This is a genomic window from Pseudomonas sp. 5Vm1k (genome assembly GCF_056161485.1).
On sequence record NZ_JBSPCZ010000003.1, the window covers coordinates 1 to 25,946 of the forward strand.

The window sequence follows — 25,946 nt, forward strand, 5'->3', positions numbered from 1 at the left end:
TCGGCATGCTCTTCTGGACTGAGGACAATGTTGAGTGCGTTCACCTGCGCTTCTCCGAACGTTGGATGACACCGGAAGTGTAGCCAATATCGGAGAAATGTTAATTTGAGAACAGCACACTAGGCCACGGTGCCATGACACTGACTCAGCTCTTTATAAACTGGGAAGTGTGGCGTTCCGATACCAGCCCTTTTATTCAGGCATTTGCCTGGGTTCATCCAGCGGCGAGCGTCGTGGTGCAGATCAAAGATACGGTGCGTACCGCAACGTTCAAATCAAAGGATGGGAAAAACCTCGATAGGCTCAATGGTGCAGTCATCAATGAACTGATCGATTTATTGCCGGGTGATAAATATATTGCATATCTGAAAAAAGACTTCGTCGGCGGTAAGCCCGAGGACCGTTCAGCTCGTGCTGCTTTATATGGCAAGCTCAAGCAGAACAGGATGCAGAGGGATGCGCTGGTTCAGAAAGTCAAAGGTAAGCTTGCGCCGGAGCGTTATAACTGGTTAAAAGCAATCCTGGATCGTCTGGATACTGACACCCACTCTTATCCTTCAAACGGTTGGATATATGGCTGCTACTTGAAAGGAAAACGGGTAGATGGCGCCTACTGGTTCACTGGAACAGTCAACGGGCGTTCGGAAAACATACTGTACCTACCAGGCTCGGTAGAAGAAGAAATGTTCCGTACGGCCGAAGATATCAATGCGGATTTGCGTGGCGGCGCTTTAAAAAACACCATTCTGGAGTGTGTTCGGTTGCAAGACCGAGCAACAGTGGAGAATTACTTTCACGAAATTCGACAGCGCAAATCAACGCTCGAGCTTTCCGGGTTAAAAATGGCGATTACCGCTCTTCACTATGAATACGCGCCGATGGTGGATCGCTTTATTGCCGATGTAGATCATCAGACTACGAGTTTTTCCGAAGCGTTCTGGCGCGACACGATGATTGTGGTCGAGTTTGTCGCTGATGTTGCCTCGCTGTTCATTCCTCCGGTGGGATTGGTGGCAAGCCTGCTGAAAGCCACACGTTCCATCGTGCAAGGAATAGGCGCCTACAATAATGGTGATGATAAAGCGGCGAATGCTCACTTCGCCGCGGCCTGGGTAGGGCTTATCACTGCATATCTGGGCAAGGCATCGGGCGTCGGTGGAATCGGCGCCGGCATGGATACCTTCTCGAAGATAAACGATTACGCCAACCTTGTTTCCACCGCGACCGGGGTAACCGTCGGCGCAAATTATCTGACTTATGTGGCCAGCCAAACGATTCCAAGTACGCACGGGATGGCAACCACTCGCATGAGTTAATACCCGCAACGAACACGTAGTTTTACGCAGTTAAAAAGAGGCACTGATCAGTGCCTCTTTTCATTGCTTCGATTTTAGCGCTCAGGTGTTGGGTGATAACCCATCCGCCAACTCACGGCCCGAGTCGCCGCCAGCAAACGCTGCGCCGCCGGGCCGTCTTCATCCGCGTGGAACAGCGAAGTCGGGCCAACGATGGTCAGCACCGCTGCCACGTTGCCCACGGCATTGAACACCGGCGCGGACAACGCATCGACGCCGGGCATCAGCAAGCCGTGAACGTGGTGCAAGCCACGTTCGCGGATCTGTTCACACAAGGTCGCGTAGACCTGCTCGTCAGCCAGTGCATGCGCTGCACTGGCCTGGATTTCCAGCTCGCGCAATTCCACGGTTTCCCGATTGGGCAAAAACGCGCTGAACACCAACCCGGTGGACGAACTGAGTAAGGGCAGCACCGACCCCAATTGAGTCACCACCGTCACCGCTCGCACCGCCGGCTCGATGTGCACCACGGTCGCGCCCTGATTGCCCCACACCGCTAAAAAGCAGGTTTCGTTCAAGTCATCGCGCAGCTCAGCCAGGGGCAGGGCGGCGACTTTCAGCACGTCCATACTGTTGAGTGCAGCCAGGCCCACGCGCAGGGCTTCGCGGCCAAGGCCGTAATGGTTGGTGGCGGTGTTCTGCTCGGCAAAACCGCTGGCAATCAGCGCCTGCAAATAACGGTGAACCTTGCTCGCCGGCATCTGCACGTGTTCGGCCAGGCGCGACAACGAAGTCGACGGCGACAGTTCAGCCAGGGCCTTGAGGATGTCAGTGCCGACCTCGGCCGAGCGGACTTTCTGTTTATCGTTGTTGCGCGGCTTTTCCATGGAGGCGGTGTGATCCCGGGACGAATGGGCGTCTTTATAGCTTGACGGTCAATACCAATCAAATTACGTTAAGCGTAATTGGATTACGATAAAAATAACCCGGGCGTGCCAAGACCTCTGCAACAGAGCGACAGGCTATTGCCTACTCCCTGTTCAGGAGGCTCCATGAACCTCGATTCAACGACGCCAGCGCTGGCTTACCAGTCAGGCTTCGGCAACGAATTCAGCAGCGAAGCGTTGCCTGGCGCATTGCCCGTCGGCCAGAACTCCCCGCAAAAAGTCCCGTACGGTCTCTACACCGAGCTGTTCTCCGGCACTGCGTTCACCATGGCCCGCAGCGAAGCGCGGCGCACCTGGATGTACCGCATTCAGCCGTCGGCCAATCACCCGGCGTTCGTCAAACTGGACCGGCAACTGGCCGGCGGCCCCTTGGGTGAAGTGACCCCCAACCGGCTGCGCTGGAACCCGCTGGACATGCCGAGCGAACCGACCGATTTCATCGACGGGCTGGTGAGCATGGCCGCCAACTCGGGCGCGGAAAAACCGTCCGGGATCAGCATCTATAGCTATCGCGCCAACCGCTCCATGGAGCGCGTGTTCTTCAATGCCGACGGCGAATTGCTGCTGGTGCCGGAGCTGGGGCGTCTGCGCATTGCCACCGAACTCGGCGTGCTGGAGCTGGAACCGCTGGAAATCGCCGTGCTGCCGCGCGGTCTGAAATTTCGCGTCGAATTGCTCGACCCGCAAGCCCGGGGCTACATTGCCGAAAACCATGGCGCGCCATTGCGCCTGCCGGACCTCGGGCCGATCGGTAGCAACGGCCTGGCCAACCCACGGGACTTCCTGACCCCGGTGGCCCATTACGAAGACCTCAAGCAACCGACCTCCCTGGTGCAGAAATTCCTCGGCCAGTTGTGGGGCTGCGAGCTCAATCATTCGCCGCTGAACGTGGTGGCCTGGCACGGCAATAACGTGCCGTACAAATATGACCTGCGCCGTTTCAACACCATCGGCACCGTGAGTTTCGATCATCCGGACCCGTCGATCTTCACCGTCCTGACCTCGCCGACCAGCGTTCACGGCCTGGCCAACCTCGACTTCGTGATTTTCCCGCCACGCTGGATGGTGGCCGAGAAAACCTTCCGGCCGCCGTGGTTCCACCGCAACCTGATGAACGAATTCATGGGCCTGATCAAGGGCGAATACGACGCCAAGGCCGAAGGCTTCGTGCCCGGTGGTGCCTCGCTGCACAGCTGCATGAGCGCCCACGGCCCCGATGGCGAGAGCTGCACCAAAGCGATCAACGCCGAGCTGGCGCCAGCGAAAATCGACAACACCATGGCCTTCATGTTCGAGACCAGTCAGGTGCTGCGCCCGAGCCAGTTCGCCCTCGAATGCTCACAACTGCAATCCAACTACGACGCCTGCTGGGCCACGCTGCCCGTCACTTTCGACCCGACCCGGAGATAACCCATGACTCAGACTTCCATCCCTCGTAGCTGGGTTGCCTCCGCCAACGGCCACACCGATTTCCCGTTGCAGAACCTGCCCTTGGGCGTGTTCAGCGTGAAGGGTTCGGCACCGCGCAGCGGCGTGGCTATCGGCGAGCATATTTTCGATCTGGAAGCGGCGCTGGACGCCGGTCTGTTCGACGGCGCCGCGCGCACGGCGGTCGAAGCGACCCGTGGCGGTCAGCTCAATGCCTTCTTCGAACTGGGCCGTGACGCCCGCGTTGCTTTGCGCGAACGCCTGCTGGAACTGTTCGCCGAAGGCAGCACCCTGCACGGCAAGATCGAAGCCCAAGGCGCCAAACTGCTGCCATTGGCCGCGGATTGCGTGATGCATCTGCCGGCAAAAATCAACGACTACACCGACTTCTACGTCGGCATCGAGCACGCACAAAACGTCGGCAAGCTGTTCCGCCCTGACAACCCTTTGCTGCCGAACTACAAGTACGTGCCGATCGGTTATCACGGCCGCGCCTCGACCATTCGCCCGTCCGGCACCGACGTTCGTCGTCCGAAAGGCCAGACCCTGCCCGCCGGCCAGACCGAACCGACGTTTGGGCCGTGCGCACGCCTGGATTACGAACTGGAACTGGGCATCTGGATCGGCCAGGGCAACGAGATGGGCGACTCGATCGCCATTGGTGACGCGGCGGATCACATCGCCGGTTTCTGCCTGCTCAACGACTGGTCGGCACGGGATATCCAGGCCTGGGAATACCAGCCACTGGGGCCGTTCCTGTCGAAAAGTTTCATCACCAGTATCTCGCCTTGGGTCGTGACGGCCGAAGCGCTGGAACCATTCCGTCGCGCGCAACCGACACGCCCTGAAGGGGACCCGCAACCACTGCCGTACCTGTTCGACAAACGCGATCAGGCCGGTGGTGCTTTCGATATTGAGCTGGAAGTGTTGCTACTCACCGAAACCATGCGCGAGCAGAACCTGCCGGCCCATCGGCTGACCCTGAGCAACACCAAACACATGTACTGGACCGTGGCGCAAATGGTTGCGCACCACAGCGTCAACGGCTGCCAATTGCAGGCCGGTGATCTGTTTGGTTCGGGCACTTTGTCCGGCCCGGAAAACGGTCAGTTCGGTAGCCTGCTGGAAATCACCGACGGTGGTAAAAAGCCGATCGAACTGGCCTCGGGCGAAGTGCGCAAGTTTCTTGAGGATGGCGACGAAATCATCCTGCGCGCCCGTTGCAGCCGCGACGGTTTTGCTTCCATCGGTTTCGGTGAATGCCGCGGCAAAGTCGTGCCGGCGCGCTAAGAGGAGCGGGTCATGGAACTCTATACCTACTACCGTTCGACTTCTTCGTACCGGGTGCGCATTGCGTTGGCATTGAAGGGGCTGGATTACCAGGCTCTGCCGATCAACCTGATCGCGCCGCCCGGTGGCGAACACCGGCAGCCGCTGTATCTGGCCGTCAATCCGCAAGGTCGGGTGCCGGCCTTGCGTACAGACGAAGGTGAATTGCTGATCCAGTCACCTGCGATCATCGAGTACCTGGAGGAACGTTATCCACAGGCGCCGCTGCTGTCCAAAGACCTCGCCGCCCGTGCTCACGAACGTGGTGTAGCGGCGGTGATTGGCTGTGATGTGCACCCGCTGCACAACGTCAGCGTGCTCAACAAACTGCGCCAGTTGGGTCACGATGAGCCGCAAGTGGTGGAGTGGATCGGGCACTGGATCAGCCAGGGGTTGGCGACTGTGGAGCGGTTGATCGGTGATGCCGGTTATTGCTTCGGTGATGAGCCGGGGCTGGCGGATGTTTACCTGATCCCGCAGTTGTATGCGGCAGAACGTTTCAACATTTCACTTGAAGCGTATCCGCGGATTCGCCGGGTGGCGGCGTTGGCAGTCACACATCCAGCGTTCATAAAAGCGCACCCGGCAAACCAGCCAGATACCCCTTAACGCTTCACACCAATCCCATTGTGGGAGCGGGCTTGCTCGCGAAAGCGCCCGTTCAGTCGACATGGATGTTGGCTAACACGACGCCTTCGCGAGCAAGCCCGCTCCCACAAGGGATTCGGGACGGCATCAACACCATAAAAACAAAACAGGTACCTTGCGATGCACAACCAGATTGCCAGCTTCCGGGCGGCACTCGACGCCCGTCCTGTGTCCCGTTATCAGTGGTTGCTCCTGTTGCTTCTAGCATTGCTGTTGGTGACCGACGGCTACGACGCGCAAGTCCTAGGCTACGTGGTGCCTGCCCTGGCTCAGGATTGGGGTCTGGAAAAAGCCGCGTTCGGCCCGGTGTTCAGCGCCAACCTGTTGGGCCTGACCCTGGGTTCGCTGGCCGTCACGCCGCTGGCGGATCGCTTCGGCGTGCGGCGCATTCTGCTGTGCTGCGTGCTGATCTACGCCACCCTCACGGTGTTGATGGTGTTCGCGGACTCACTGAATACCCTGATGGCTGCGCGGTTCATTTGCGGGATCGGCATGGGCGGGGCGATGCCCAGCGCCATGGCGTTGATGTCGGAATATTCGCCGCCACGTCTGCGCACCTTGATGGTGACCTTGGCGGCTTGCGGGTTTTCTTTCGGCGGGGCAGCGGGCGGGTTTGTCGCAGCGGGGTTTATCGACAGCTTCGGCTGGCAAGCAGTGTTCCTTGCCGGTGGTGTCACGCCGTTGCTGCTGTTCCCTTTTCTGGCCTGGTTTCTGCCTGAGTCCTTGCCGCGTTTGCTGCGTGATGCACCACCTTACGCACGCTTACGCACGCTTGCGCAAAGTCACCGCGCGGATGCTGCCGGACTGGCAACCACCCGCCGCATCAATCACGCAAAACGAGCAAGAGCAGGGCAGCAAACTGACGGTGCTGGAGTTGTTCCGTAACGGTTATGCACGCCCGACCTTACTGATCTGGGCGACCTTTTTCGTCAGCCTGATCCTGTTGTATTTCATGATTAGTTGGCTGCCGACGCTGTTGCTGGAAAGTGGCTTGAAACTCAATGAAGCCAACCTGGTGACCTCGATGTTCCTGTTCGCCGGCACTGTCGGCGCGATCTGCATGGCCTGGTTCGCTGACCGCCTCAAAAGCAAAGTACGCCTGTTGTCATGCGTGCTGGCTGCGGCAGCACTGTGCACGATTCTGCTGGGCCTCAATCATGACAACCCGCGTTATCTGGTGGCCAGTGTGTTTGCCGCCGGGTTCTGCATCATCGGCGGGCAACTGACCCTCAATGCCTTCGCCAGTAATTTCTACCCGGCGCAGGTCCGCGCTACTGGCACCGGTTGGGCGCTGGGCGTGGGACGATTCGGTTCGATCCTCGGGCCGCTGTTTGGCAGCATGCTGCTGGCGATGCACATTCCGGTGCAGCAGATTTTCTTCTTCTGCGCGATACCGGCGGTGATTGCGGCGTTGTTTATCATCCAGGTGCGTTCGCCATCAGAAACAACCCCGAACAAAGGTGGGAGCGGGCTTGCTCGCGAAGGCGTCGTGTCAGCTAATATCGATGTCGACTGAACGGGCGCTTTCGCGAGCAAGCCCGCTCCCACAGGGTTCTGCGATCAGTGAACGACGGAGTTGGGCGGCAGGTGCCCCAGGCGTTCCGTCAGGCGAATCCGCTGGATCGGGTCGTCGCTGAGCAGCAGTGCATGTTCCAGATCGAAGCGCTCGGCGTTCGGGCAGTCGAGCCGCTGATAGAGACTGGCCCGCGCCAGGTAGTCGGAGGCGCTGCCGTTGCCCAGCTCCAGCACACGCTCGGCGTCCACCAGGGCGCCGATGTAGTCATCGTTGGTGAGGTGCAACTGGCGCAGGTTGCGTGACAGGCGCTGGAGCATGTGCACCGGGTCAGCCGTGAGCAAATGCTCGGCGCTGAGTTTGATGTTCGGACCGTACTGGCGTTGCAGCAAGTCGCGACAGTCGTTGGGGTACAACCGGCGCCCGCCGCATGGGTCCAGCAGATGATCGGCGCCCTGCACGCGCAGCAGGAAATGCCCGGGGAAGTTGACCCCGACCATGGGGATCTCCAGTCTTCTGGCCAGCTCCAGCGCAATCAGGCCCAAGGCCAGTGGCTGGCCGCGACGGCGTTCCAGCACTTTGTGAATCAATGCCACTTGCGGGCGTAGCGGGGTGAAATCGTCCTGAGCGAACCCCAGGTCATTCATCCGTCGCAACAACGGCTGGGCCAGCTCGCTGACCGGCAGCATCGGCAGGCCTGCACTGACCCGCTGTTGCAGCTCCTTGAAGTCTGCCAGTAAGAGCTCGGGATTCATTTCTGCATCGTGTTCGGCCGCAATCCACAGCGCCGCCTCGAACAGAGCGGGCGGTGAACGTTGCAGGCAGGCGAAAAAGCGTTGGCGCGGGGTCATCAAAATCTCCGGGGCATGCCTCGTTTTAGCCCCGTCACCGGTTTTCGTCCAGTGCTGCACACAGGCGTTTACAGGTTATGTCCGAAAGCCCTCAAAGGCGCGCGGCTTATTCCGGTGCGCTTCAGCAATTTTCGGGCGCAAGCCTATACTGGCGACTACCAGAAGTGATTCGGGAGCCCGACGATGTTCGCTCTCATGCAAAGCACTCGCCTTGAATCGCTACACCTTAGCGTAGACCCGGTCACCGGGTTGAAGGCAGTGATTGCCATTCATAACAGCCGTTTGGGGCCTGCCCTGGGCGGTTGTCGTTACCTTGCCTACCCCAGCGACGAATCCGCCGTCGAGGACGCTATGCGCCTCGCCCAGGGCATGAGCTACAAGGCCGCCCTGGCCGGCCTGGCCCAAGGTGGCGGCGTTGCTGTGATCGTGCGCCCGGCCCATGTCGAAAACCGTGGCGCGCTGTTCGAAGCGTTTGGACGTTGCATCAACCAACTCGACGGCCGCTACATCACCGCTATCGACAGCGGCACCTCGGTGGCGGACATGGATTGCATCGCCCAACAAACCCAATACGTCACCAGCACCACCTCGGCGGGGGACCCCGCGCCTCACGCGGCAATGGGCGTGTTCACCGGTATTCGTGCCACCGCCATGGCCCGGCTCGGCAGCGATAACCTCGAAGGTTTGCGCGTGGCCATTCAAGGCTTGGGTAACGTCGGTTATGCCCTGGCCGAACAACTGCACGCTGCCGGTGCCGAACTGCTGGTCAGCGACATCGATCACGGCAAGGTGCAACTGGCCATGGAACAACTCGGCGCCCATCCGATCGCCAACGATGCGCTGCTCAGCACCCCGTGCGACATCCTTGCGCCGTGCGGCTTGGGCGGTGTGCTCAACAGCCACAGCGTGACGCAACTGCGCTGCTCGGCGGTGGCTGGCTCGGCCAACAACCAACTGACGCACCTGGACGTTGCCGACCAATTGGAACGGCGCGGCATTCTGTATGCGCCGGATTACGTGATCAATTCTGGCGGGCTGATCTACGTTTCGCTCAAACACCGTGGCGAAGAGCTGGCGACCATCACCGCGCACTTGTCGAAAATCGCCTCGCGGCTGACCGAAGTCTTTGCGCATGCCCAGGCGGAAAAACGCTCGCCGGCACGGGTGGCGGATGAGTTGGCGGAGAAGGTTTTGTATCGGTGATTTGAAGAGCATGGTCAAAAGATCGCAGCCTTCGGCAGCTCCTACGCGCCTGTGGGCGTCGCCGAAGGCTGCGATCTTTTGATCTTGATTTTGATCTTTGATTTTCGGGCATTAAAAAGGCCCTGAGCCATTCGACTCAGGGCCTATTCAATTCGGGCATTGCTTACTTGACGGCTTTGACTGCTTTCGCAGGCTTGACCGGCTCGGCGGCTTCAACCACCTCTACAGGTTCAGCCACTTCAGCAGGCGCACTCAGCAGTTCGGACAGTGCGTCCGGCTGACTCTTGAACGCCTTGGCGAACACATCACGGTTCTTCGCCATGTAGATCCCAGCTTCTTCCACTTGCTGCTCGCTCAGGGATGGCACGGCTTTTTGCAACACTTCAGCCAGCAATTCGGCCAGTTCGAGCATTTTGTCATGACGGTCAGCTTCGGCTTTATCCATGAACAAGCGCTCCAGATCTCGGCTGCTGCGGTATACCACTTCGACGGCCATTCACCACCTCACATGCCTTCACATTAAGTTGTCTTCGCGACTACTGTATCTATATACAGCGAAAAGGATAAGCGAATCCCTGCGCTTTGGGTAGTGGCATTTCAATGTAGACCGAATTTGGCATTTGTTCAGGTGCATCGTGTCGCCCCATTCGCGGGCAAGCCTTGCTCCTACAGATCACATCGAACCTGTAGGAGCGAGGCTTGCCCGCGAAGGCGTCGGTCCAATCACCGCCGAAGTGTCTCATGTCACGCGGCCATCATCTCAATTTCCAGCCGCTGGCCTTTTTTCTGCATGCAGAACAACCGTCACGTCCAACCCGCATCATCCGCTCGAACCGAGCTAAGGAAGAATCATCGTGAAAATCAACTGGGCCGAGAACCTGCGGCAGAATGTGCATCAACTGGCCGAGTCCCTGGGCAACCTGTTCGTCGAGACCTTCCACTACCTGGCGCTGTTTGCCATCGGTGCGGTGACCGCGTGGGCGGCGGTGATGGAGTTTTTGCAGATGATCGAGGCGGGGCACATCAAGATCGATGACATCTTGCTGCTGTTCATCTACCTGGAATTGGGGGCGATGGTCGGGATTTACTTCAAGACCAACCACATGCCCGTGCGCTTCCTGATCTACGTGGCGATCACTGCGCTGACGCGTCTGCTGATCTCCAACGTCTCGCACCACAACCCGCCGGACATCGGCATCATCTACCTCTGCGGCGGGATTCTGCTGTTGGCGTTTTCGATTCTGGTGGTGCGTTACGCCTCGTCGCAATTCCCCTCGGTGAAGATCGAGAACCCGCAGCGCAAGATCGGCGCGGGCTCCGGTGAACATCCCGAGGTGGAGAAGGGCGAGCTTTGACAAATTCATGCCTTGCCTAAGGATAGGGTTAGCGCTAGATTCGATTGAGGCGATATTTGCTGCGCAGTAAATATGCATTTTATGCTGAATATTCTGATAAATAGCGATGTTTGCTGTGCAGTGAATTAGGGGGGGGTATGAACATAGATAACGACAAACTCGTCAGCGAGCTATTAGAAACTTTGGCGAATCTTCCAAATGTGCGATTTGCGAATGACCCAGTCCATCGTGATTCCGACGCTGTACCCTCCATCGATCTGACTATCGGGTCTGACCAAGTGCAGCTCTTGATCGAATGCAAGAGAACAATCTTTCCCCGGGATGTGCAACAGTTTCTGTGGGTCCAGCATGCGGCCGCCGCAAAGGGTGCCAGGGACGACCAGAGCCTTATTCTATTGGCCGCTGACTCGATTTCCCCGGGCGCCAGGAAGTTGTTGGAAGAAGCCCAAGTCGGTTACTTCGTGGGCGGGGGGAGTATTTGCCTTTCAACGCCAAACGCTTTTTTTTATGTCGACAGACCCGGCTCCAAGTCGGAAAAAAAGGCGGCCAAGAGTTTCTATTCAGGGCGACGAGCTCAAGTCATCCACCATTTGCTGAATCATCCTTTTCAGTGGTTCGGGGTGAATCAACTGGCCACTCTGGCAAAGGTTTCGGCAGCAACCGTATCAGGCGTGTTGACCACTCTGGAACGTTACGAATGGCTTGAAACGAGAGGCCAAGGACCCAGTAAAGAGCGAAGACTTTCTGCTCCCGCAGAACTACTGAATGCGTGGAGCAAACAGTTGACCGAGCTTCCTTCGCCACCCGTTAGTCGCTATTACGTTCCGGGTTACAAGGGCGACAAGCTGATTGAACGGATAGCCGAAGCTTTCGTGAACAATGGCGCAGAGTATGCGGTTACTCACGAGGCTGCGGCCCAGCGTTATTCCCCTTTCCTTACCAATATTTCCCAGGTGCGGTGCCTGTTACAACCAGGTTGGACGGCCGATTTGTCGCTGCGTGATCTGGGGGCGAGAGCCGTTACAGAGGGGGCAAACCTGATTATCATCGAGTCGAAGAACGACAACGACTTTCTGGAAACTCAAGATATCGAATCAATAACTTTGGCGAGCCCTGTGCGGGTCTATCTTGACCTTTTGAAGGGTGAAGGACGCGCCCGTGAACTCGCCGAACACTTACGAAAAGAAAGGATTGGTTTCTGATGATGAAGCCTCAGACCTCGGGTGGATACAGCGCTAACTACACACTCGATTGCGAGCGAGTCCTGGTCACGCTCATGCGGGGGCTGGGACCGTGGAAGGAGTCCGTTTTTTTAATAGGCGGGTTAGTGCCGCGCTATCTCGTGAGGGCCCGACCCCCGGCTGTACCTGCTCATGCGGGAACCAGTGATGTCGATGTAGTGATCGATCTTGCGATCCTCACCGATACTCAGGCGTACCACACGCTTGAGGAAAATTTCAAAAAAAATGGCTTCGAGCGCTCAGTCAATGAGCAAGGGCGCAAGTTGTCGTGGCGTTGGCAGACCAGGACTGAGCATGGTGTGCTCATGGTTCTTGAACTACTTGCCGATGCGCCTGAGATATCTGGTGGAAAGGTTCAGGCCCTGCCAACGGAAGGTACGATTTCCGCGCTTAATATTCCCCACTCATCCATGGTTTTTGATCACCATCAACGGGTCGAGATATGCGCAGAGTTGCTCGGTGGAAACGGCGTGGCTACGGAGTGGATCAAGTACGCTGACGTGGTGAGTTTCACTTGTTTAAAGTCACTGGCGTTCGATCAGCGAAACGAGCGTAAGGATGCCCATGATCTTGTGTACTGCATCGAGCATTCAGATCTTGGCCTCGATGCAGTGGTGGTCGCGATGGTCAAGGCGCAACAAGGTCGGCATCCAGACGTGCTGAGTAAAACACTCGATATTCTGCGCAGGCGCTTTGTTGGCAACGGTGATATCGAAGGTTACAGGTTGGATGGGCCCGTCTCCGTTGCGAAGTTTGAATTGGGCGAGGACGAGGAGTTCAGAGAGGCTCGCGCACTCCGCCAACGTGAAGTCAGTGATTTAATTGAACAGCTATTAATACGAATTACCGAGCAAAACGCGTAGGCGACTCTTTCGTCGATACGTGATAGTCACCGCATCCCTTCCGACCGATCAGTGCCCGGAAGGGTAGAAGGGCGAGCTTTAAAGACGCATGGCTGGCCGTGCGTGACCTTTGACTTGAGGCGGCGGCAGGTTGCGATTGTCGCCGTCGGTCATGGCTTCAAGGATAGCCACGGCGCTGTGGCCCTGTTCGATGGCGATACCGAACTGAATGCTTTGCACCAGGCGCTTGAGGCGCTTGGGGTCATTGCGTTGTTCGGCACTGATCATGCGTTTGGCCACCACGCGGCCACCGTTGGACAGGGTCAGCATGATGCTGCCGTCCAGACCCTGAATGCTCAGGTTGATCTGATAATCCGGTGCAAAGGCATCGGTAATGAGCTGAAAAGGGTTGTCCATGATGCGTCACCGCCTGATTGAACGTGCAGTTGTTGACCGGCCATGATCGGGTTGGTTCGCAAGACCAGACCATCGGCATTCCATGTTCATGCGCTTTCATCCGTGTCGCGTAGGCGCTGCCGAAGGCTGTGATCTTTTGATCTTCGGCATCCTTGATAGCGCTAAAGAGCAAAAGATCGCAGCCTGCGGCAGCTCCTACATAGGGCATAGCAAGGGCCATGCCGGGAAAAGTGTCGAACAACGTACACGGCAAAAAAGAGGCGGGCGCCACGGCCCGCCTTCTTTTTGCCTGCCCGATTCAGGGCAGGAATGAATAGATGATCGCAGACAGTGCAATCAATCCAATCAACACCACGAACACGTTCGATGCTTGCCCGGAGTACTGGCGCAAGGCCGGCACGCGGCGAATGGCGTACATCGGCATCAGGAACAACAGGCACGCGATGATCGGCCCGCCAAGGGTTTCGATCATGCCGAGGATGCTCGGGTTGAACGTGGCGACGGCCCAGCAGCTGAGAATCATGAACAGTGCGGTCACGCGGTTCAGCCAGCTCGATGACATCACCCGGCCACGGCCGCGCAGGCTTTTCACGATCAGGCCCTGAAAGCCTTCGCTGGCACCGATGTAGTGGCCGAGGAAGGATTTGGTGATCGCCACCAGCGCAATCAACGGCGCGGCGTAAGCGATGACAGGAGTCTGGAAGTGGTTGGCCAGGTACGAAAGGATCGAGATGTTCTGCGCCTTGGCGGCCGCCAGATCAGCCGGCGACAGTGCCAGCACGCAACTGAAGCAGAAGAACATCACCGTCACCACCATCATCGCGTGGGCGATGGCGAGGATGCCGCTGCTTTTACGTTCGGCCTGGGCGCCGTAGCGCTGTTTCTGCTCGACCGCGAACGCCGAGATGATCGGCGAATGGTTGAACGAGAACACCATCACCGGAATCGCCAGCCACAGTGTCTTGAAGAACAGCGGCAACGGCATGCCTTCGCTGGCGGTGGCGAAGAACGCGCCGTTCCAGTTCGGGATCAGGCTCAGGCCGAGCAGCAGCAACGCCGCGACGAACGGGTAAACCAGCACGCTCATGCATTTGACGATCACGCCCTGACCGCAACGCACGATGGCCATCAAACCGAGGATCAGTACCAGCGAGAGAATCGCCCGGGGCGGCGGGGCGATGTGCAACTGGTGCTCCATGAAACTGCTCAGGGTGTTGGTCAGCGCCACGCTGTACACCAGCAGAATCGGGAAGATCGCAAAGAAATACAGCAGCGTGATCAGCTTGCCGGCGCCGATGCCGAAGTGTTCTTCCACCACTTCGGTGATGTCGCCCGAACGCCCGGACAGCACGAAGCGGGTCAGGCCACGGTGGGCGAAGAAGGTCATCGGGAACGCCAGCAGCGCCAGGATCAACAGCGGCCAGAAACCGCCGACGCCGGCGTTGATCGGCAGGAACAACGTGCCCGCGCCAATCGCCGTGCCGTAGAGGCCAAGCATCCAGGTGGTGTCGAATTTACTCCAGCCTTTGTGGGCAATTTCGGTATTGCGTGTCAGGTCTACAGCGGGATTATCGGCAGCAGGTGTACGTACATCGGTCATCGTTTGGGGCCTCGTTATTATTCTTGCTCGGGCTCACGTGTTACGGACGGTCAGGGAATGCCGGTCAGCACTCCACCCAGCTCACTGCCAGGCCGCCTCGTGAAGTCTCTTTGTATTTGTCCTGCATATCGGCGCCGGTATCGCGCATGGTGCGGATCACCCGGTCCAGGGAAATGAAGTGCTTGCCGTCGCCGCGCAGGGCCATTTGCGTGGCGTTGATCGCCTTCACGGCGGCGATGGCATTGCGCTCGATGCACGGCACTTGCACCAGGCCGCCGACCGGGTCGCAGGTCAGGCCAAGGTTGTGTTCCAGGCCGATTTCAGCGGCGTTTTCCAGTTGCTCCGGTGTGGCGCCGAGCACGTCCGCCAGACCGGCGGCGGCCATGGCGCAGGCCGAGCCGACTTCACCCTGGCAGCCAACTTCGGCGCCGGAGATCGAGGCGTTTTTCTTGCACAGAATGCCCACGGCCGCCGCGCCCAGAAAGAACGCGACCACGTCATCGTCCGACGCGTCCGGGTTGAATTTCATGTAGTAGTGCAGCACTGCCGGAATGATCCCCGCCGCGCCGTTGGTAGGTGCGGTGACCATTCGTCCGCCCGCCGCGTTTTCTTCGTTTACGGCGAGGGCGAACAGGTTGACCCATTCCATCGCCGACAGGGTGGACGTGATGACATTCGGTTTGCCGATTTCCAACAGGCTGCGGTGCAATTTCGCCGCGCGCCGCGGAACATTCAGACCGCCGGGTAGGATGCCTTCGTGGCGCAAACCTTGCTCGACGCACTCGCGCATCACTGACCAGATATGCAGCAATCCCTGACGGATTTCAGCTTCGCTGCGCCAGGCCAGTTCGTTGGCCATCATCAGCTCGGAAACCCGCAGGCCGTGCTGGTTGCAAAGCCTGAGCAACTCGGCGGCGCTGGAAAAATCGTACGGCAGCACCACGTCGCTGGTCGGTGCGATGCCGGACTCGGCTTCGGCCGCTTCAATGATGAAACCGCCGCCAACCGAGTAGTACGTTTGCTCCCACAACTCACCGGTTTCGGCAAAGGCTGTCAGAGACATCGCGTTGGGGTGGTAGGGCAGGCTCTCGTCGAGCAGCAGGAGATCGCGTTGCCAGTTGAAGGCGATGGTCGTTTTACCGGCCAGGGACAGTTCGTTGGTTTCGCGCAGTGTCTGGATTCGGCTGTCGATGGAGGTCGGATCGATGCTGTCCGGCCATTCGCCCATCAAGCCCATGACGCAGGCGCGGTCGGTTGCGTGACCGACGCCGGTGGCCGACAGGGAGCCGTAGAGACGGATTTCCACCCGCCGCACGTCGGCCAGCAAATGCTGGTCAATCAGGGCCTGGGCGAAGGTCGCGGCGGCGCGCATCGGGCCGACGGTGTGGGAACTGGACGGACCGATGCCGACTTTGAAGAGATCGAAAACACTGATAGCCATGCTAAAGCCTATACAAGCAATGGAAGAGAAATCGCTGCCATTTTTGTAGGACAAGCGCAATGTCGGCGATACTGCCCACCTCGGTCCTACGTGACCAACGAAACTTCCTAAGACAGCCTTTAGCAGGACTAAACGATGAGTCGTCAATTGCATGCCCAGACCTATGTCTGGCTGCACGTGTTTTCCTGTGCCGCGCGGCACTTGTCGTTCACCCGTTGCGCCGAAGAACTGCACATCACACCGGGTGCGGTCAGCCAGCAAATCCGACAACTGGAAGAACGCCTGGGCTTTCGCCTGTTTCATCGGCGCGCGCGCGGCGTGGAATTAAGCGCTGAGGGCCAGCGACTGGCCATTACGGTCAACGAGGCTTACGGCAGCATCGATGCAGAATTGCGACGACTGGACGCCGGGATGATCAGCGGGATTTTGCGTTTGCGCTCAATTCCATCCTTCCTGAGCAAGTGGCTGACCCCACGCCTGCCGCGTTTGCAGCAGCGTTTTCCGGACATTCAACTGCGCCTGGTGGCCGAGGACAGCAGCGTGCCGTTGCACGAGGGCGACTTCGATCTGGCCATCGACCTGAACGACGGCAGTTACCCCGGATTGTTATCCACAGCCTTGCTCGACGAGCAGATCTTCCCGGTGTGCGCCCCGAGCCTGTTGCGCGGCCGCCCGCCGCTGCACGGCCCGGCGGACCTGGTGCACTTTCCGTTGCTGCACGACATCACCGCCTGGCGCGGCAGCTATGAGTACGCGGAATGGGAGTTCTACCTCAACGCCATCGGCTTCGAGGGCGCCGACGTACGGCGCGGGCACACGTTCAATCGCAATCACCTGACCATCGAAGCGGCGATTGCCGGCATGGGCGTGGCGATTGCGCGGCGAACGTTGCTGAACGATGAGCTGGAACGGGGGACGTTGATTGTGCCGTTTGGCTTGGCGGTGCCGAACCACAAACGCTACGTGCTGCTGTATGCGCCGGGGGCGCTGAGCCATCCGGGCGTGCGTGCGGTGCATGACTGGCTGGTGGAAGAGGCGGGGATTTTCCGGAGTCTGCATCCACTGGCGGAACAGCAGATGTGAGCAATTGTGACAAAGAAGCGATGCGACCCAACTCCCGACCTTAACAGCGCTTTTGCTCCTTGTCCGGCTTTTTTTGCGTATGAAAATTTATCTTTTTTTAGGGGTTGAAATGTTCAGCGCACAGACCGATTGTGTAAGTAAGAGGTCACGGTGATGACGCCCAAGGGCCAGCCGACCGACCTCTCGCGAGCTAGCTGAAATAAGGGATGAACTATGCAAATCCAAGTCAACAGCGATAACCATATTCAAAGCAGCATCCGACTGGAGGAGTGGGTACGTACTACCATTGAGAGCACGCTCGAACGTTATGAAGAGGACCTGACCCGCGTCGAGGTTCACCTGCGGGACGAGAACGGCGACAAGCCTGGACCGCATGACATGCGCTGCCAGCTGGAAGCGCGGCCTAAAGGCCATCAACCAATTTCTGTGACCCATAAAGCCGATACCCTTGAACAAGCGATCGACGGGGCGGCCACCAAACTTGAACATGCACTGGACCATCTGTTCGGCAAACTGCGGGGCAAACCACGTGCCGCTGTCGTCCCATTTGAACGGGGCGCACATGCTGACGTGCTGCTGGAAGAAGAGTTTCTCGAAAACGAACAGGCTGCGCAAAACGGCTGAGGCCTGAGTCACCTTTCACCTTTCCACTGACAAACGGGTCTGCTTATGCAGGCCCGTTTTTGTTTTGGCTCCCCTTAATCTCAACCACGACAAGTCCCCCTGTAGGAGCTGTCGAGTGAAATGAGGCTGCGATCTTTTGATCTTGTTTTAAAAAATCAAAGTCAAAAGATCGCAGCCCCGTTTCACTCGACAGTACCTACACGGATGCAGGCTTCGCCAGTTGCTACAGGGTGTGCGTTATGGCTGAAGCTACTGGTCGATCAGAACGCAACCGACGTCTGCACATATACCGTCCTTGGTTCCCCCACATACTTGCCCTTGTTGTTGTCATCAAACGAACGGGTGAAGTACTGGTGGTTGAAGATGTTCTTCACCCCCACCGCCACGTTCAAATCCGACAACTTCGGCCCGAAGTCATACGCTGCACGGCTGCTGAACAGCATGTAGCCCGGAATCCGCCCGGTGCTGCCGTCGGCGCTTTCCTTCGAAGTGTTGGCGTTGTCGGCGAACTGGTCGCTCTGGTAGCTGCTGTCCAAGTTGAGCTTCCACGCGCCTTCGGTGTAACCGACGCCAAGCGTGCCTTTGTGCTTTGAGGAGAACGGCACACGATTGCCCTTGTTCGACCCGTCTTCGCGGATGGTCGCGTCCACATAGGCATAAGTGGCGTAGACATCAAAACCGGCCAGCGCCGGACTCAAGTCTTCAAGGGCATAGTTGATGCTCGACTCGATACCCTGATGCCGCGTCTCGCCCCTGGCGATTACCGAGTCGTTGGTCTGGTTGCTTTCGTACTGGTTGTCGAAGTTGATCAGGAACGCGCCGATTTCCGCCCTGAGTGCACCGTTGTCGTAACGGGTGCCCAACTCCCAGGTCCGCGCCTTCTCCGGTTTGACTTCGCCGCTGGTCACCCGGTTAGGCATTTGGCTGTATTGCACGCTGCCGAACGAGCCTTCGGTGTTGGCGTACAGGTTCCAGCTGTCGGTCAGATGATAGAGCACGTTCAACGCCGGCAGCGCGGTGTTGTAATCGCCCTTGTACTTCACTTTGGTCAGGTTGTTGGTCTGCTGCGATTCGATCATCTCGTAGCGGATGCCCGGCGTAAGGGTCCACTTGCCGATGTCGATCCGGTCATCGACGAAGAACGCATTGGCTTCGGTGCCGCCACGGGTGTCGCGGTCGTTGCGGCTGTTGGTGGTCGGCAATTCATTGCTGGCAATCGGCGTGCGATAGCGCAGTTCGTGGCCGGCCTCGTTGATGTAGCGATAGCCGACGCCGACTTCATGGCTGGTCGGGCCGACATCGAAGCCTTGGGCAAAGCGGGTTTCCAGGCCACGCACCCAGTACTCGCGAGGCGACAGCGACAGGAACGTGCCCTGATCCAGATAACCGCTGCGCAGGGTTTTGGTGAAGAAGGTGTTGGCGGTGAACTCGCGGCGATCTTCCTGATAGCGATAGCCGAAATTGAACATCGTGCGACGGCCCCAGAACTGGTCTTTCGGACGCGTGGATTGATACGGATCAGCATCGTAATCGGCGACGTTCAAACCGCCGGGCATGTCGGCTTTGCCTTCGTAATACTGGGCCATCGCGTTGAAGCTGTTGGCCTCGTCGAGTTGATACTTGCCCTTGAGGATCAGGTCGTCGATTTCGGTATCGCTGTGCTCGCGCCAGTCGCCACCGCGGGTGCCGGAATACAGCAGCGCGCCGCCCAGGCCATTATCCGCGGTGCCGCCGGCCAGCAGATTGCCGGTGGTTTTGAAGCCGTCGTGACTGGAGGACGGACTGGTTTCAGTCTGGAAACCGCCCTTGACCGTTGGTGCATCGGGAATGGCGCGGGTCACGAAGTTGACCACGCCACCGACGTTCTGCGGTCCGTAACGCACCGCACCACCGCCGCGCACCACGTCCACCGCGTCCATGTTGCCCATACTGATCGGCGCGAACGATAACTGCGGTTGACCGTATGGCGCGAACGGCACCGGAATGCCGTCCATCAACACCGTGGAGCGCGAGGCCAGACGCGGGTTGAGGCCGCGAATGCCGAAGTTCAGCGCCATGTCATGACTGCCGGTGCCGTTGTTGTCCGGGGCGTTGACGCCGGGGATGCGGTTGAGCACGTCCTTGGCCTGGGTCGCGCCCTGGCGTTCGAACTCTTCGCGGCGGATCACGTCCCGCGCACCGGGGTGTTCGAATACGTTGATCTGCGCCGCATCACCCAACCAGTCGCCGACCACCGTCGAGGTGCCCAGCTCCAGCGCTGCATCGCCCGCCGGTTGCAGGCTGAACGCATTGTTACCCTCGGCCCGGGCTTGCAGACCGGTGCCTTCGAGCAGCGTGTTCAAACCCTGTTCTGTCGTGTAGTTACCTTCCAGGCCACGGCTTTTCACGCCGCTGGTGACTTGCGAACCAAACGAAATCAGCACCCCGGCTTCACGGCCGAACTGGTTGAGCGCGTTTTCAAGGGAGGTGGGGGCGATGTGGTACGGCTTGGCGTCAGCGGCCTGAGTCATTGAGACGGCAGCGAAGCTCAGGCTGGCGCCCAGCAAGAGTTGGCGCACAGTGCGGGCCAGCGGGGTTAGGCGAGTGGGTTGCATGGACGACGATCCTGAGAAGGTGGAATCAAGGGGGGCTTTCCTTCTCTGTCACGCCAGATCTGAAAAACGGCTCACGTAGTATGAAATTTTTTGGTTGACCGATTCCTGTGGCGACGGAGCAAGCTCCCTCGCCACAGGTTTTATGGTGTGGCCTGGATTCAGGCACGGGCTTCCACGGTCACCCAATACCGCGTAAACCGCCGCACCTTCACCGGCAAACTGATTTCCAGCATCTGCAAAATCCGCTCGCTGTCATCCAGCGGATACGTCCCGGAGATCAACAAATCCGCCACCTTCGCATCGCAATTAAGCTGCCCGTGACGATAGCGACCCAGCTCATCGAGAAAATCCCCAAGACGCATATGCGCCGCCACCAACATGCCGTCAGCCCAGGCGCCGCTGTTGGCGTCCAGGGGCAGGGGAGTGCTGACGCCGCGAAGCCCGAAACTCAATTGCCGGGCACTTTGCAGCAACAAAGGAGCACCGCCATCGGGCGTCAATTCGACCCGCCCTTCAAACACCGCAACCTGAGTTCGATCCGCAAATTGCCGCACGTTCATCCGCGCGCCCTGGGTTTTCAACAAACCCTGAGCCGTGCGCACTTCAAAACTCCGAGCGGCAGTCAGCAGCACCTCGCCTTCGAGCAAACGAATCAGCCCGTCGGGACGCACATCCACCGACGTCGCGGTATTGAGCTGCAACTGGCTGCCATTACCCAGCGCCACTTTGCGTCGCTGACCCACCGGGCTGCGATAGTCCGCCAGCAACGGCGTCAGCAGATTGTGTTCGCGCATGCCCCAGGTCACCGCAGAACCGGCGCCCAGAATCAGCAACAGCTTCAACGCCTGGCGACGGCTGCCGGACTTCGGCACATTCAATGCCGCGTGGGCCAGGGACGAGGACAACCCGCGCAAGCGCTGATTGACCCGCTGAATATGCTCCCACGCCCGCTGATGTTCGCTGTGCGCGTCGTGCCATTGCTGCCAGGCATGTTGCTGGCGCGGGTTCAACGGTCCTTGCTGCATTTCCAGCAGCCAGTGCACCGCCTGCTCGGCGACCCGGTTGGAAAAATCTGGCGGGGCGTTCATAGAGCGAAGTAGCAGCGCATCGCCGCTTTGTTCAGGTGCCGTTTGACTGTGGCGATGGAGATCCCCAGTTCAGCGGCGATCTGTGGATACGTCAGGCCATCGACCTGCGCCAGCAAAAAGGCGCGCTTGACCAGGCGCGGCAGGCCGTCGAGCAACTGGTCCAGCTCCATCAGGGTTTGCAGGATGATCGCCCGCTCTTCCTCCGACGGCGCGACGCATTCCGGCATCTGCGCGAGAGCGTCGAGGTAAGCGCGTTCCAGATCCTGACGACGGTAATGGTTGAACAGCACGCGCTTGGCGATGGTGGTGAGGAACGCCCGTGGCTCAATGATTTGCGGGGCTTCCCGCGCCGTCAGCACCCGCATGAACGTGTCCTGGGCCAGGTCGGCGGCGCTGTCCGGGCAGCCGAGCTTGCGCCGCAACCATCCGGTGAGCCAGTTGTGATGGTCGTGATAAAGGACTTCGACGGGATTGGCGGGCTGCAACGGAACCACTCCGACACATACGGATACGTTAGAGAACAAGAATTGTTCGCATTGTAAGGGCGTCATCGCGCATCCGGCAATCGGATCTCTTTTGCGTATGAGAATATTTATCATTAATATTGCGCGCTTGTTGGTCCTGCAACGTTCACGGGGCCTCACCCGGTTTCAAGGTCGAAACATGAAAGGCAAGATCAGCACGCTCCCCGTTTCCTACAGACTGGCGGTTACCTCGCGGGTGTTGGCTGCCGTGCTGGGCGGTTATGTCGTTGCCGCGCTGGCCAGCGTCAGCCTGAGTCTGTTGCTGCCCATGGCCCGCGCTGAAGCCGTGGTCACCGGGATGATGACCTCGTTTCTGGCCTATCTGGTGGCGGTGCTCTGGTGCTTTGCTTGTCGCAGCGCCTGGCAGGCGTGGCTCGGCATGATCGTGCCGAGCCTGGTGCTGGGCGCGGTTTCGGGGCTGGCCTACTGGGCGGGCCAGCCATGAAAGAGGGCTTTCGCCAGGCGATGGCCTGGCTGCATACCTGGGTTGGTTTGATCTTCGGTTGGTTGCTGTTCGCGATTTTCCTGACCGGCACCCTCGCGTATTTCAAGGCTGAAACCAGCCACTGGATGCAACCGGAGATCCCCGCGCGATCGGTGCCCTCCGAAGCCAGCCTGACGCTGGCGCAAAACTATCTCCAGCAGCACGCAGCCAACGCGTCGCGCTGGCTCATCGACCTGCCGACGGCCCGCGAGCCCCGCCTGACGGTGCGCTGGCAGCAGGCCCCGGCTGAACCGGGCAAGCGCGGTCAATTCAGTAAAAAGAACCTCGATCCGCAAACCGGTGCCGAAGTGCAGGGCCGGGCCACGATGGGCGGCGAGTTTTTCTACCGTTTCCATTTCCAGCTACAAATGCCTTACCCGTGGGGCCGTTGGCTGTCGACCATCGCCGCGATGGTGATGTTTATCGCACTGATCACCGGGATCATCACCCACAAGAAAATCTTCAAGGACTTTTTCACCTTCCGTCCGCGCAAGGGCCAGCGTTCCTGGCTCGACGGGCATAACGCGGTGGGCGTGCTGGTGTTGCCGTTTCACTTGATGATCACTTACAGCAGCCTGGTGATTTTCATGTCGATGGTCATGCCGGCGAGCATTCTTGCTTCGTATAAAGGTCAGACCGGGGCGTTCTTCGAGGAGGTGTTTCCGGCGTCCAGCACGCCGCCAGCCGCAGGTCAGCCAGGCCAGTTGGCGCCGTTGGCATCGCTGTTGGAACATGCCCGCGAGCAATGGTCGGGCGGCGGAGTCGGTAGCCTGGCGGTGAATAATCCCGGCGACGCGAATGCCTCGGTGGTGTTGGAGCGCGATGGTGGCGACGGTGTGGTCTACGATTTTGGCCGCGCGCTGACGTTCCATGGCGTGACCGGCCAGCTACTGAGCAAGACGCCGGACCAACCGATCCCGATGGCGATTGCCGGCGGTTTCTATGGCTTGCACATGGGCCATTTCGCCGGTCCGGTGTTGCGTTGGCTGTACTTCATCTGCGGGCTGGCCGGCACGGCAATGATTGGCACCGGGTTGGTGATCTGGCTCGGCAAGCGTCAGCTCAAACATGCCAAGAGCGGCGTGATGCCGTTCGAATTGCGTCTGGTGGAAGTGCTGAACATCGCCAGCATGTCGGGGTTGGTGATCGCCGTGGCGGCGTTCTTCTGGGCCAATCGGTTGTTGCCGGTGGGTCTGGCAGAACGGGCGGATTGGGAGGTGAATAGCTTCTTCATTCTCTGGGGCCTGAGCGTGCTGCACGCGATGGTCCGCCGTGGCCGCGCGGCGTGGGTCGAGCAATTGGCGCTGGCGGCTCTGTTGTTCTGCGCGGTGCCGTTGCTCAACGCGCTGACCTCGCAGCATCACTTGGGCGTGTCGCTGCGCCAAGGCGACTGGGCCATGGCCGGCTTCGATCTGACGTGCCTGGGCAGCGGCCTGTTCCTGGCGTGGGGCGCGTGGAAAATGCAGCGTTCGGGACGCACTGAGCCCGTCACCCGAGCGCGTGCCCGACCTGTCACCCTTGAGCACGAGGCGACCTGAATGCTGCTGGCCCTGTTGCTGTGCTACGGCGGTTTCACCGCGCTCTGTCTGTCGATGGATCGGCATCACGCCGACCTGCTCGGGCGTAAACCCTCGGCCCGACGCCGATCCAACATGCGACTCGGCGGCTGGTTGTTGCTGGCCCTGTCATTGTGGGCAGCGGTGTCCGCGACCGGCTGGGGCCTCGGCTTGGTGGAGTGGTTTGCAGTCCTGATGCTCAGCGCATTGCTGCTGGTCTTGCTGCTGCCCTATCGCCCGCGTCTGGCCTTGTCGCTGGCGGCGTTGGGGCTCCTCACCAGTCCCGTTTGTGCAGTGTTGAGTTGATGATCGCCAGCCCCCCGGAATCCCACGATGACGAACATCGTGGCGCCCGCGCGCATTTTCTTCAGGTGTTCCTGTCCCAGCGTTCGCAGATGGAAGCACTGGTGAATCGTCGCGTCGGTTGTCGGGCGACGGCGGCGGACCTGGTGCAGGATTTGTTCCTGCGCTTCTGGCGCCGGCCGCTGGTTCAGGTCGAAGAACTCAGCACCTACCTGCTGCGCTGCGCCGGCAACATCGCCATCGACCATTTGCGCAGCGAAGGCACGCGGGTGCGGGTCAACGAAGGCTGGATGCCCGACGCGCCAGACAGCCAGGGCAGTGAGCCGCAAGCCGCGCTGGAGGCGGGCAACGATTTGCGTCACGTCGAAGCCGCGTTGCGTGCCTTGCCCGAACGTACGCGACAGATTTTCCTGCTCAACCGCATTCACGGCCGCAAGTACGCCGAGATCGCCAAGGCCATGGGTTTGTCCCAAAGTGCCGTGGAAAAACATATGATGCGCGCCCTCGACGCCTGCAAGGCCAGCCTGCGGGAACCCGAACCGTGCACGCCAAGGAAAGCACCGTGAACCACGCCGAACGCGTCACCCCGACGCCCGCCCAGGAACAGGCCGCTTTCGCCTGGCTGAGCTTGTTGCACGATCAGCCCAGCAGTGGCGATCAGCTCACTTTCAGTCACTGGCTGCAGGCGGACCCGGCGCATGCCGAGGCGTATGCCCAGGCGCAAGTGGTGTGGGAATTGAGCGAAGTGCCGGCGCAAAAACTGGCCGACGAAGAGGCGTTTGCCCTGCAGGGTTATCTCAATGCGATGAACCGCTCCCGGCGCCCCAGCGTGCGGCGCTGGTCCGGCGCGTTGGCGATGGCCGCGTGCCTGTTGCTGATGGTCGGCCTTGGCGCAGGGTGGCAGCCGCTGCGTTGGGCGGATGATCTGGGCGCGGATTATGTTTCGGCGCCGGGGGAAGTTCGCACGGTGACTTTGGCGGATAAAACCCAAGTCACCCTCGATGCCGACAGCGCAATCGCCGTGGATTTCAGCCGCGGCGAGCGCCATGTGCAATTGCGTCGCGGTGCCGGATTTTTCAGCGTGACCCATACCGGCGAACCGTTTGTGGTGGATGCCGAAAAGGGTCAGGCGCGGGTGCTGGGCACGCAATTCGAAGTGCGCCTGCAACCCCATGGCGCGCAGGTGACGGTGTTGTCCGGGCGGGTTGGCGTGACGGCGGATCGCAATGCCGAACAGCAAATCCTCACCGCTGGTCAGCAAGTGGCGTATGGCGAAGGCTCGGCGGAAAAACTGCATGCCGTGGACAGTGAAGCGCAACTGGCCTGGCGCCAAGGTTGGCTGAATTACTACAAGGCGAGCCTGGCGGAAGTGGTGGAGGATTTGCGCCGTTATTACCCGGGGCGGATTGTGCTGCTTAACGATGAACTGGCGGCGCGGCGGGTCAGCGGGAGTTTTCCGAGCAAGGACCCGCAAGCGGTGTTGAGTTCGTTGCAGGGGGTGTTGGGGTTTGAGCAGCATCAACTGTTGGGCCAAATCATTATTTTGCGGTGAGGCGACCGGCCCCTTCGCGAGCAAGCCC

23 protein-coding genes and 2 pseudogenes are annotated in these 25,946 nt (G+C 59.5%); 16 read left to right on the forward strand and 9 right to left on the reverse strand.

The annotated features are described in order from the left end of the window. Positions 1 to 134 precede the first annotated feature (134 nt). On the forward strand, positions 135 to 1,316 hold the full coding sequence (locus ACWIKB_RS06500) for a hypothetical protein (protein WP_475265873.1): 1,182 nt from the start codon (positions 135 to 137) through the stop codon (positions 1,314 to 1,316). A 74-nt stretch (positions 1,317 to 1,390) separates the two neighbouring features. Here the strand turns inward: ACWIKB_RS06500 and ACWIKB_RS06505 are convergent, their stop codons facing one another. Beyond that, entirely contained in the window at positions 1,391 to 2,182 is a 792-nt protein-coding gene (locus ACWIKB_RS06505; protein WP_475265874.1) for an IclR family transcriptional regulator, read from the reverse strand. Positions 2,183 to 2,347: 165 nt separating this feature from the next. Between ACWIKB_RS06505 and hmgA the strand changes: the two genes are divergently transcribed. The 4 genes and pseudogenes from hmgA to ACWIKB_RS06525 all read left to right on the forward strand — a co-directional run bounded on the left by hmgA (position 2,348) and on the right by ACWIKB_RS06525 (position 7,163). Then, positions 2,348 to 3,652, forward strand: a complete 1,305-nt coding sequence (gene hmgA / locus ACWIKB_RS06510; RefSeq protein WP_475265875.1) for a homogentisate 1,2-dioxygenase — start codon at positions 2,348 to 2,350, stop codon at positions 3,650 to 3,652. Positions 3,653 to 3,655: 3 nt separating this feature from the next. Beyond that, positions 3,656 to 4,960: a fumarylacetoacetase gene (gene fahA / locus ACWIKB_RS06515; RefSeq protein ID WP_475265876.1), complete on the forward strand. Its 1,305-nt coding sequence runs from the start codon at positions 3,656 to 3,658 to the stop codon at positions 4,958 to 4,960. A gap of 12 nt (positions 4,961 to 4,972) precedes the next feature. Continuing rightward, complete coding sequence (gene maiA, locus ACWIKB_RS06520) at positions 4,973 to 5,608, forward strand: maleylacetoacetate isomerase (protein WP_475265877.1); 636 nt, start codon at positions 4,973 to 4,975, stop codon at positions 5,606 to 5,608. Between the two features lie 159 nt (positions 5,609 to 5,767). Beyond that, positions 5,768 to 7,163 (forward strand): annotated as a pseudogene (locus ACWIKB_RS06525) (MFS transporter). A 44-nt stretch (positions 7,164 to 7,207) separates the two neighbouring features. Here the strand turns inward: ACWIKB_RS06525 and ACWIKB_RS06530 are convergent. Next, positions 7,208 to 8,011 (reverse strand): SirB1 family protein, encoded by an 804-nt coding sequence (locus ACWIKB_RS06530; protein WP_475265878.1) that lies wholly within the window; start codon positions 8,009 to 8,011, stop codon positions 7,208 to 7,210. A 183-nt stretch (positions 8,012 to 8,194) separates the two neighbouring features. On the opposite strand from ACWIKB_RS06530, the gene ACWIKB_RS06535 reads away from it, so the two are divergent. Continuing rightward, entirely contained in the window at positions 8,195 to 9,214 is a 1,020-nt protein-coding gene (locus ACWIKB_RS06535) for a Glu/Leu/Phe/Val dehydrogenase family protein (RefSeq protein ID WP_475265879.1), read from the forward strand. Positions 9,215 to 9,455: 241 nt separating this feature from the next. On the opposite strand, the pseudogene ACWIKB_RS06540 reads toward ACWIKB_RS06535, so the two are convergent. Beyond that, positions 9,456 to 9,710, reverse strand: a pseudogene (locus ACWIKB_RS06540) (YebG family protein); the annotation flags it as partial. 358 nt (positions 9,711 to 10,068) lie between these two features. On the opposite strand from ACWIKB_RS06540, the gene ACWIKB_RS06545 reads away from it, so the two are divergent. The 3 genes from ACWIKB_RS06545 to ACWIKB_RS06555 all read left to right on the forward strand — a co-directional run bounded on the left by ACWIKB_RS06545 (position 10,069) and on the right by ACWIKB_RS06555 (position 12,673). Continuing rightward, positions 10,069 to 10,569: a phosphate-starvation-inducible protein PsiE gene (locus ACWIKB_RS06545; RefSeq protein WP_123405399.1), complete on the forward strand. Its 501-nt coding sequence runs from the start codon at positions 10,069 to 10,071 to the stop codon at positions 10,567 to 10,569. A 137-nt stretch (positions 10,570 to 10,706) separates the two neighbouring features. Continuing rightward, positions 10,707 to 11,771: a hypothetical protein gene (locus ACWIKB_RS06550; protein WP_475265880.1), complete on the forward strand. Its 1,065-nt coding sequence runs from the start codon at positions 10,707 to 10,709 to the stop codon at positions 11,769 to 11,771. Next, on the forward strand, positions 11,771 to 12,673 hold the full coding sequence (locus ACWIKB_RS06555; RefSeq protein ID WP_475265881.1) for a hypothetical protein: 903 nt from the start codon (positions 11,771 to 11,773) through the stop codon (positions 12,671 to 12,673). Before ACWIKB_RS06550 ends, ACWIKB_RS06555 begins: the two co-directional genes overlap by 1 nt. 78 nt (positions 12,674 to 12,751) lie before the next feature. On the opposite strand, the gene ACWIKB_RS06560 is transcribed toward ACWIKB_RS06555, so the two are convergent. The 3 genes from ACWIKB_RS06560 to ACWIKB_RS06570 all read right to left on the reverse strand — a co-directional run bounded on the left by ACWIKB_RS06560 (position 12,752) and on the right by ACWIKB_RS06570 (position 16,110). Further along, positions 12,752 to 13,069, reverse strand: coding sequence for a DUF3509 domain-containing protein (locus tag ACWIKB_RS06560; protein ID WP_475265882.1), 318 nt, complete (start codon positions 13,067 to 13,069; stop codon positions 12,752 to 12,754). 298 nt (positions 13,070 to 13,367) lie between these two features. Beyond that, complete coding sequence (locus tag ACWIKB_RS06565) at positions 13,368 to 14,669, reverse strand: serine/threonine transporter (RefSeq protein WP_475265883.1); 1,302 nt, start codon at positions 14,667 to 14,669, stop codon at positions 13,368 to 13,370. Positions 14,670 to 14,733: 64 nt separating this feature from the next. After that, on the reverse strand, positions 14,734 to 16,110 hold the full coding sequence (locus ACWIKB_RS06570; RefSeq protein WP_475265884.1) for an L-serine ammonia-lyase: 1,377 nt from the start codon (positions 16,108 to 16,110) through the stop codon (positions 14,734 to 14,736). Positions 16,111 to 16,245: 135 nt separating this feature from the next. Between ACWIKB_RS06570 and ACWIKB_RS06575 the strand changes: the two genes are divergently transcribed. Together ACWIKB_RS06575 and ACWIKB_RS06580 are read left to right on the forward strand one after the other, a co-directional pair. Next, positions 16,246 to 17,193: a LysR substrate-binding domain-containing protein gene (locus tag ACWIKB_RS06575; protein ID WP_054049783.1), complete on the forward strand. Its 948-nt coding sequence runs from the start codon at positions 16,246 to 16,248 to the stop codon at positions 17,191 to 17,193. Between the two features lie 213 nt (positions 17,194 to 17,406). Next, a complete protein-coding gene (locus ACWIKB_RS06580) occupies positions 17,407 to 17,817 on the forward strand; it encodes an HPF/RaiA family ribosome-associated protein (RefSeq protein ID WP_149418217.1) in 411 nt (136 codons plus the stop codon). Positions 17,818 to 18,077: 260 nt separating this feature from the next. Here ACWIKB_RS06580 and fecA read toward each other — a convergent pair whose 3' ends face one another. The 3 genes from fecA to ACWIKB_RS06595 form a co-directional block, all read right to left on the reverse strand. After that, positions 18,078 to 20,411, reverse strand: a complete 2,334-nt coding sequence (fecA, locus tag ACWIKB_RS06585; protein WP_475265885.1) for a TonB-dependent Fe(3+) dicitrate receptor FecA — start codon at positions 20,409 to 20,411, stop codon at positions 18,078 to 18,080. Positions 20,412 to 20,569: 158 nt separating this feature from the next. Beyond that, the gene (locus ACWIKB_RS06590; RefSeq protein WP_475265886.1) at positions 20,570 to 21,499 is read right to left on the reverse strand and encodes a FecR domain-containing protein; all 930 of its coding nucleotides are present in this window, start codon (positions 21,497 to 21,499) and stop codon (positions 20,570 to 20,572) included. Beyond that, positions 21,496 to 21,984 (reverse strand): sigma-70 family RNA polymerase sigma factor, encoded by a 489-nt coding sequence (locus ACWIKB_RS06595; RefSeq protein ID WP_475265887.1) that lies wholly within the window; start codon positions 21,982 to 21,984, stop codon positions 21,496 to 21,498. Before ACWIKB_RS06595 ends, ACWIKB_RS06590 begins: the two co-directional genes overlap by 4 nt. Before the next feature lie 178 nt (positions 21,985 to 22,162). On the opposite strand from ACWIKB_RS06595, the gene ACWIKB_RS06600 reads away from it, so the two are divergent. Genes ACWIKB_RS06600 through ACWIKB_RS06620 form a run of 5 tightly spaced genes read left to right on the forward strand, consistent with a single transcriptional unit; the run spans position 22,163 to position 25,918 of the window. Next, positions 22,163 to 22,468: a DUF3649 domain-containing protein gene (locus ACWIKB_RS06600; RefSeq protein ID WP_475265888.1), complete on the forward strand. Its 306-nt coding sequence runs from the start codon at positions 22,163 to 22,165 to the stop codon at positions 22,466 to 22,468. Further along, the gene (locus ACWIKB_RS06605; RefSeq protein ID WP_475265889.1) at positions 22,465 to 24,045 is read left to right on the forward strand and encodes a PepSY-associated TM helix domain-containing protein; all 1,581 of its coding nucleotides are present in this window, start codon (positions 22,465 to 22,467) and stop codon (positions 24,043 to 24,045) included. The genes ACWIKB_RS06600 and ACWIKB_RS06605 overlap by 4 nt, the downstream gene beginning before the upstream one ends. Continuing rightward, complete coding sequence (locus tag ACWIKB_RS06610; RefSeq protein ID WP_475265890.1) at positions 24,046 to 24,369, forward strand: DUF3325 domain-containing protein; 324 nt, start codon at positions 24,046 to 24,048, stop codon at positions 24,367 to 24,369. Next, positions 24,369 to 24,932: an RNA polymerase sigma factor gene (locus tag ACWIKB_RS06615; RefSeq protein ID WP_475265891.1), complete on the forward strand. Its 564-nt coding sequence runs from the start codon at positions 24,369 to 24,371 to the stop codon at positions 24,930 to 24,932. Before ACWIKB_RS06610 ends, ACWIKB_RS06615 begins: the two co-directional genes overlap by 1 nt. Further along, a complete protein-coding gene (locus ACWIKB_RS06620) occupies positions 24,929 to 25,918 on the forward strand; it encodes a FecR family protein (protein ID WP_475265892.1) in 990 nt (329 codons plus the stop codon). Before ACWIKB_RS06615 ends, ACWIKB_RS06620 begins: the two co-directional genes overlap by 4 nt. The last annotated feature ends 28 nt before the right edge of the window (positions 25,919 to 25,946 follow it).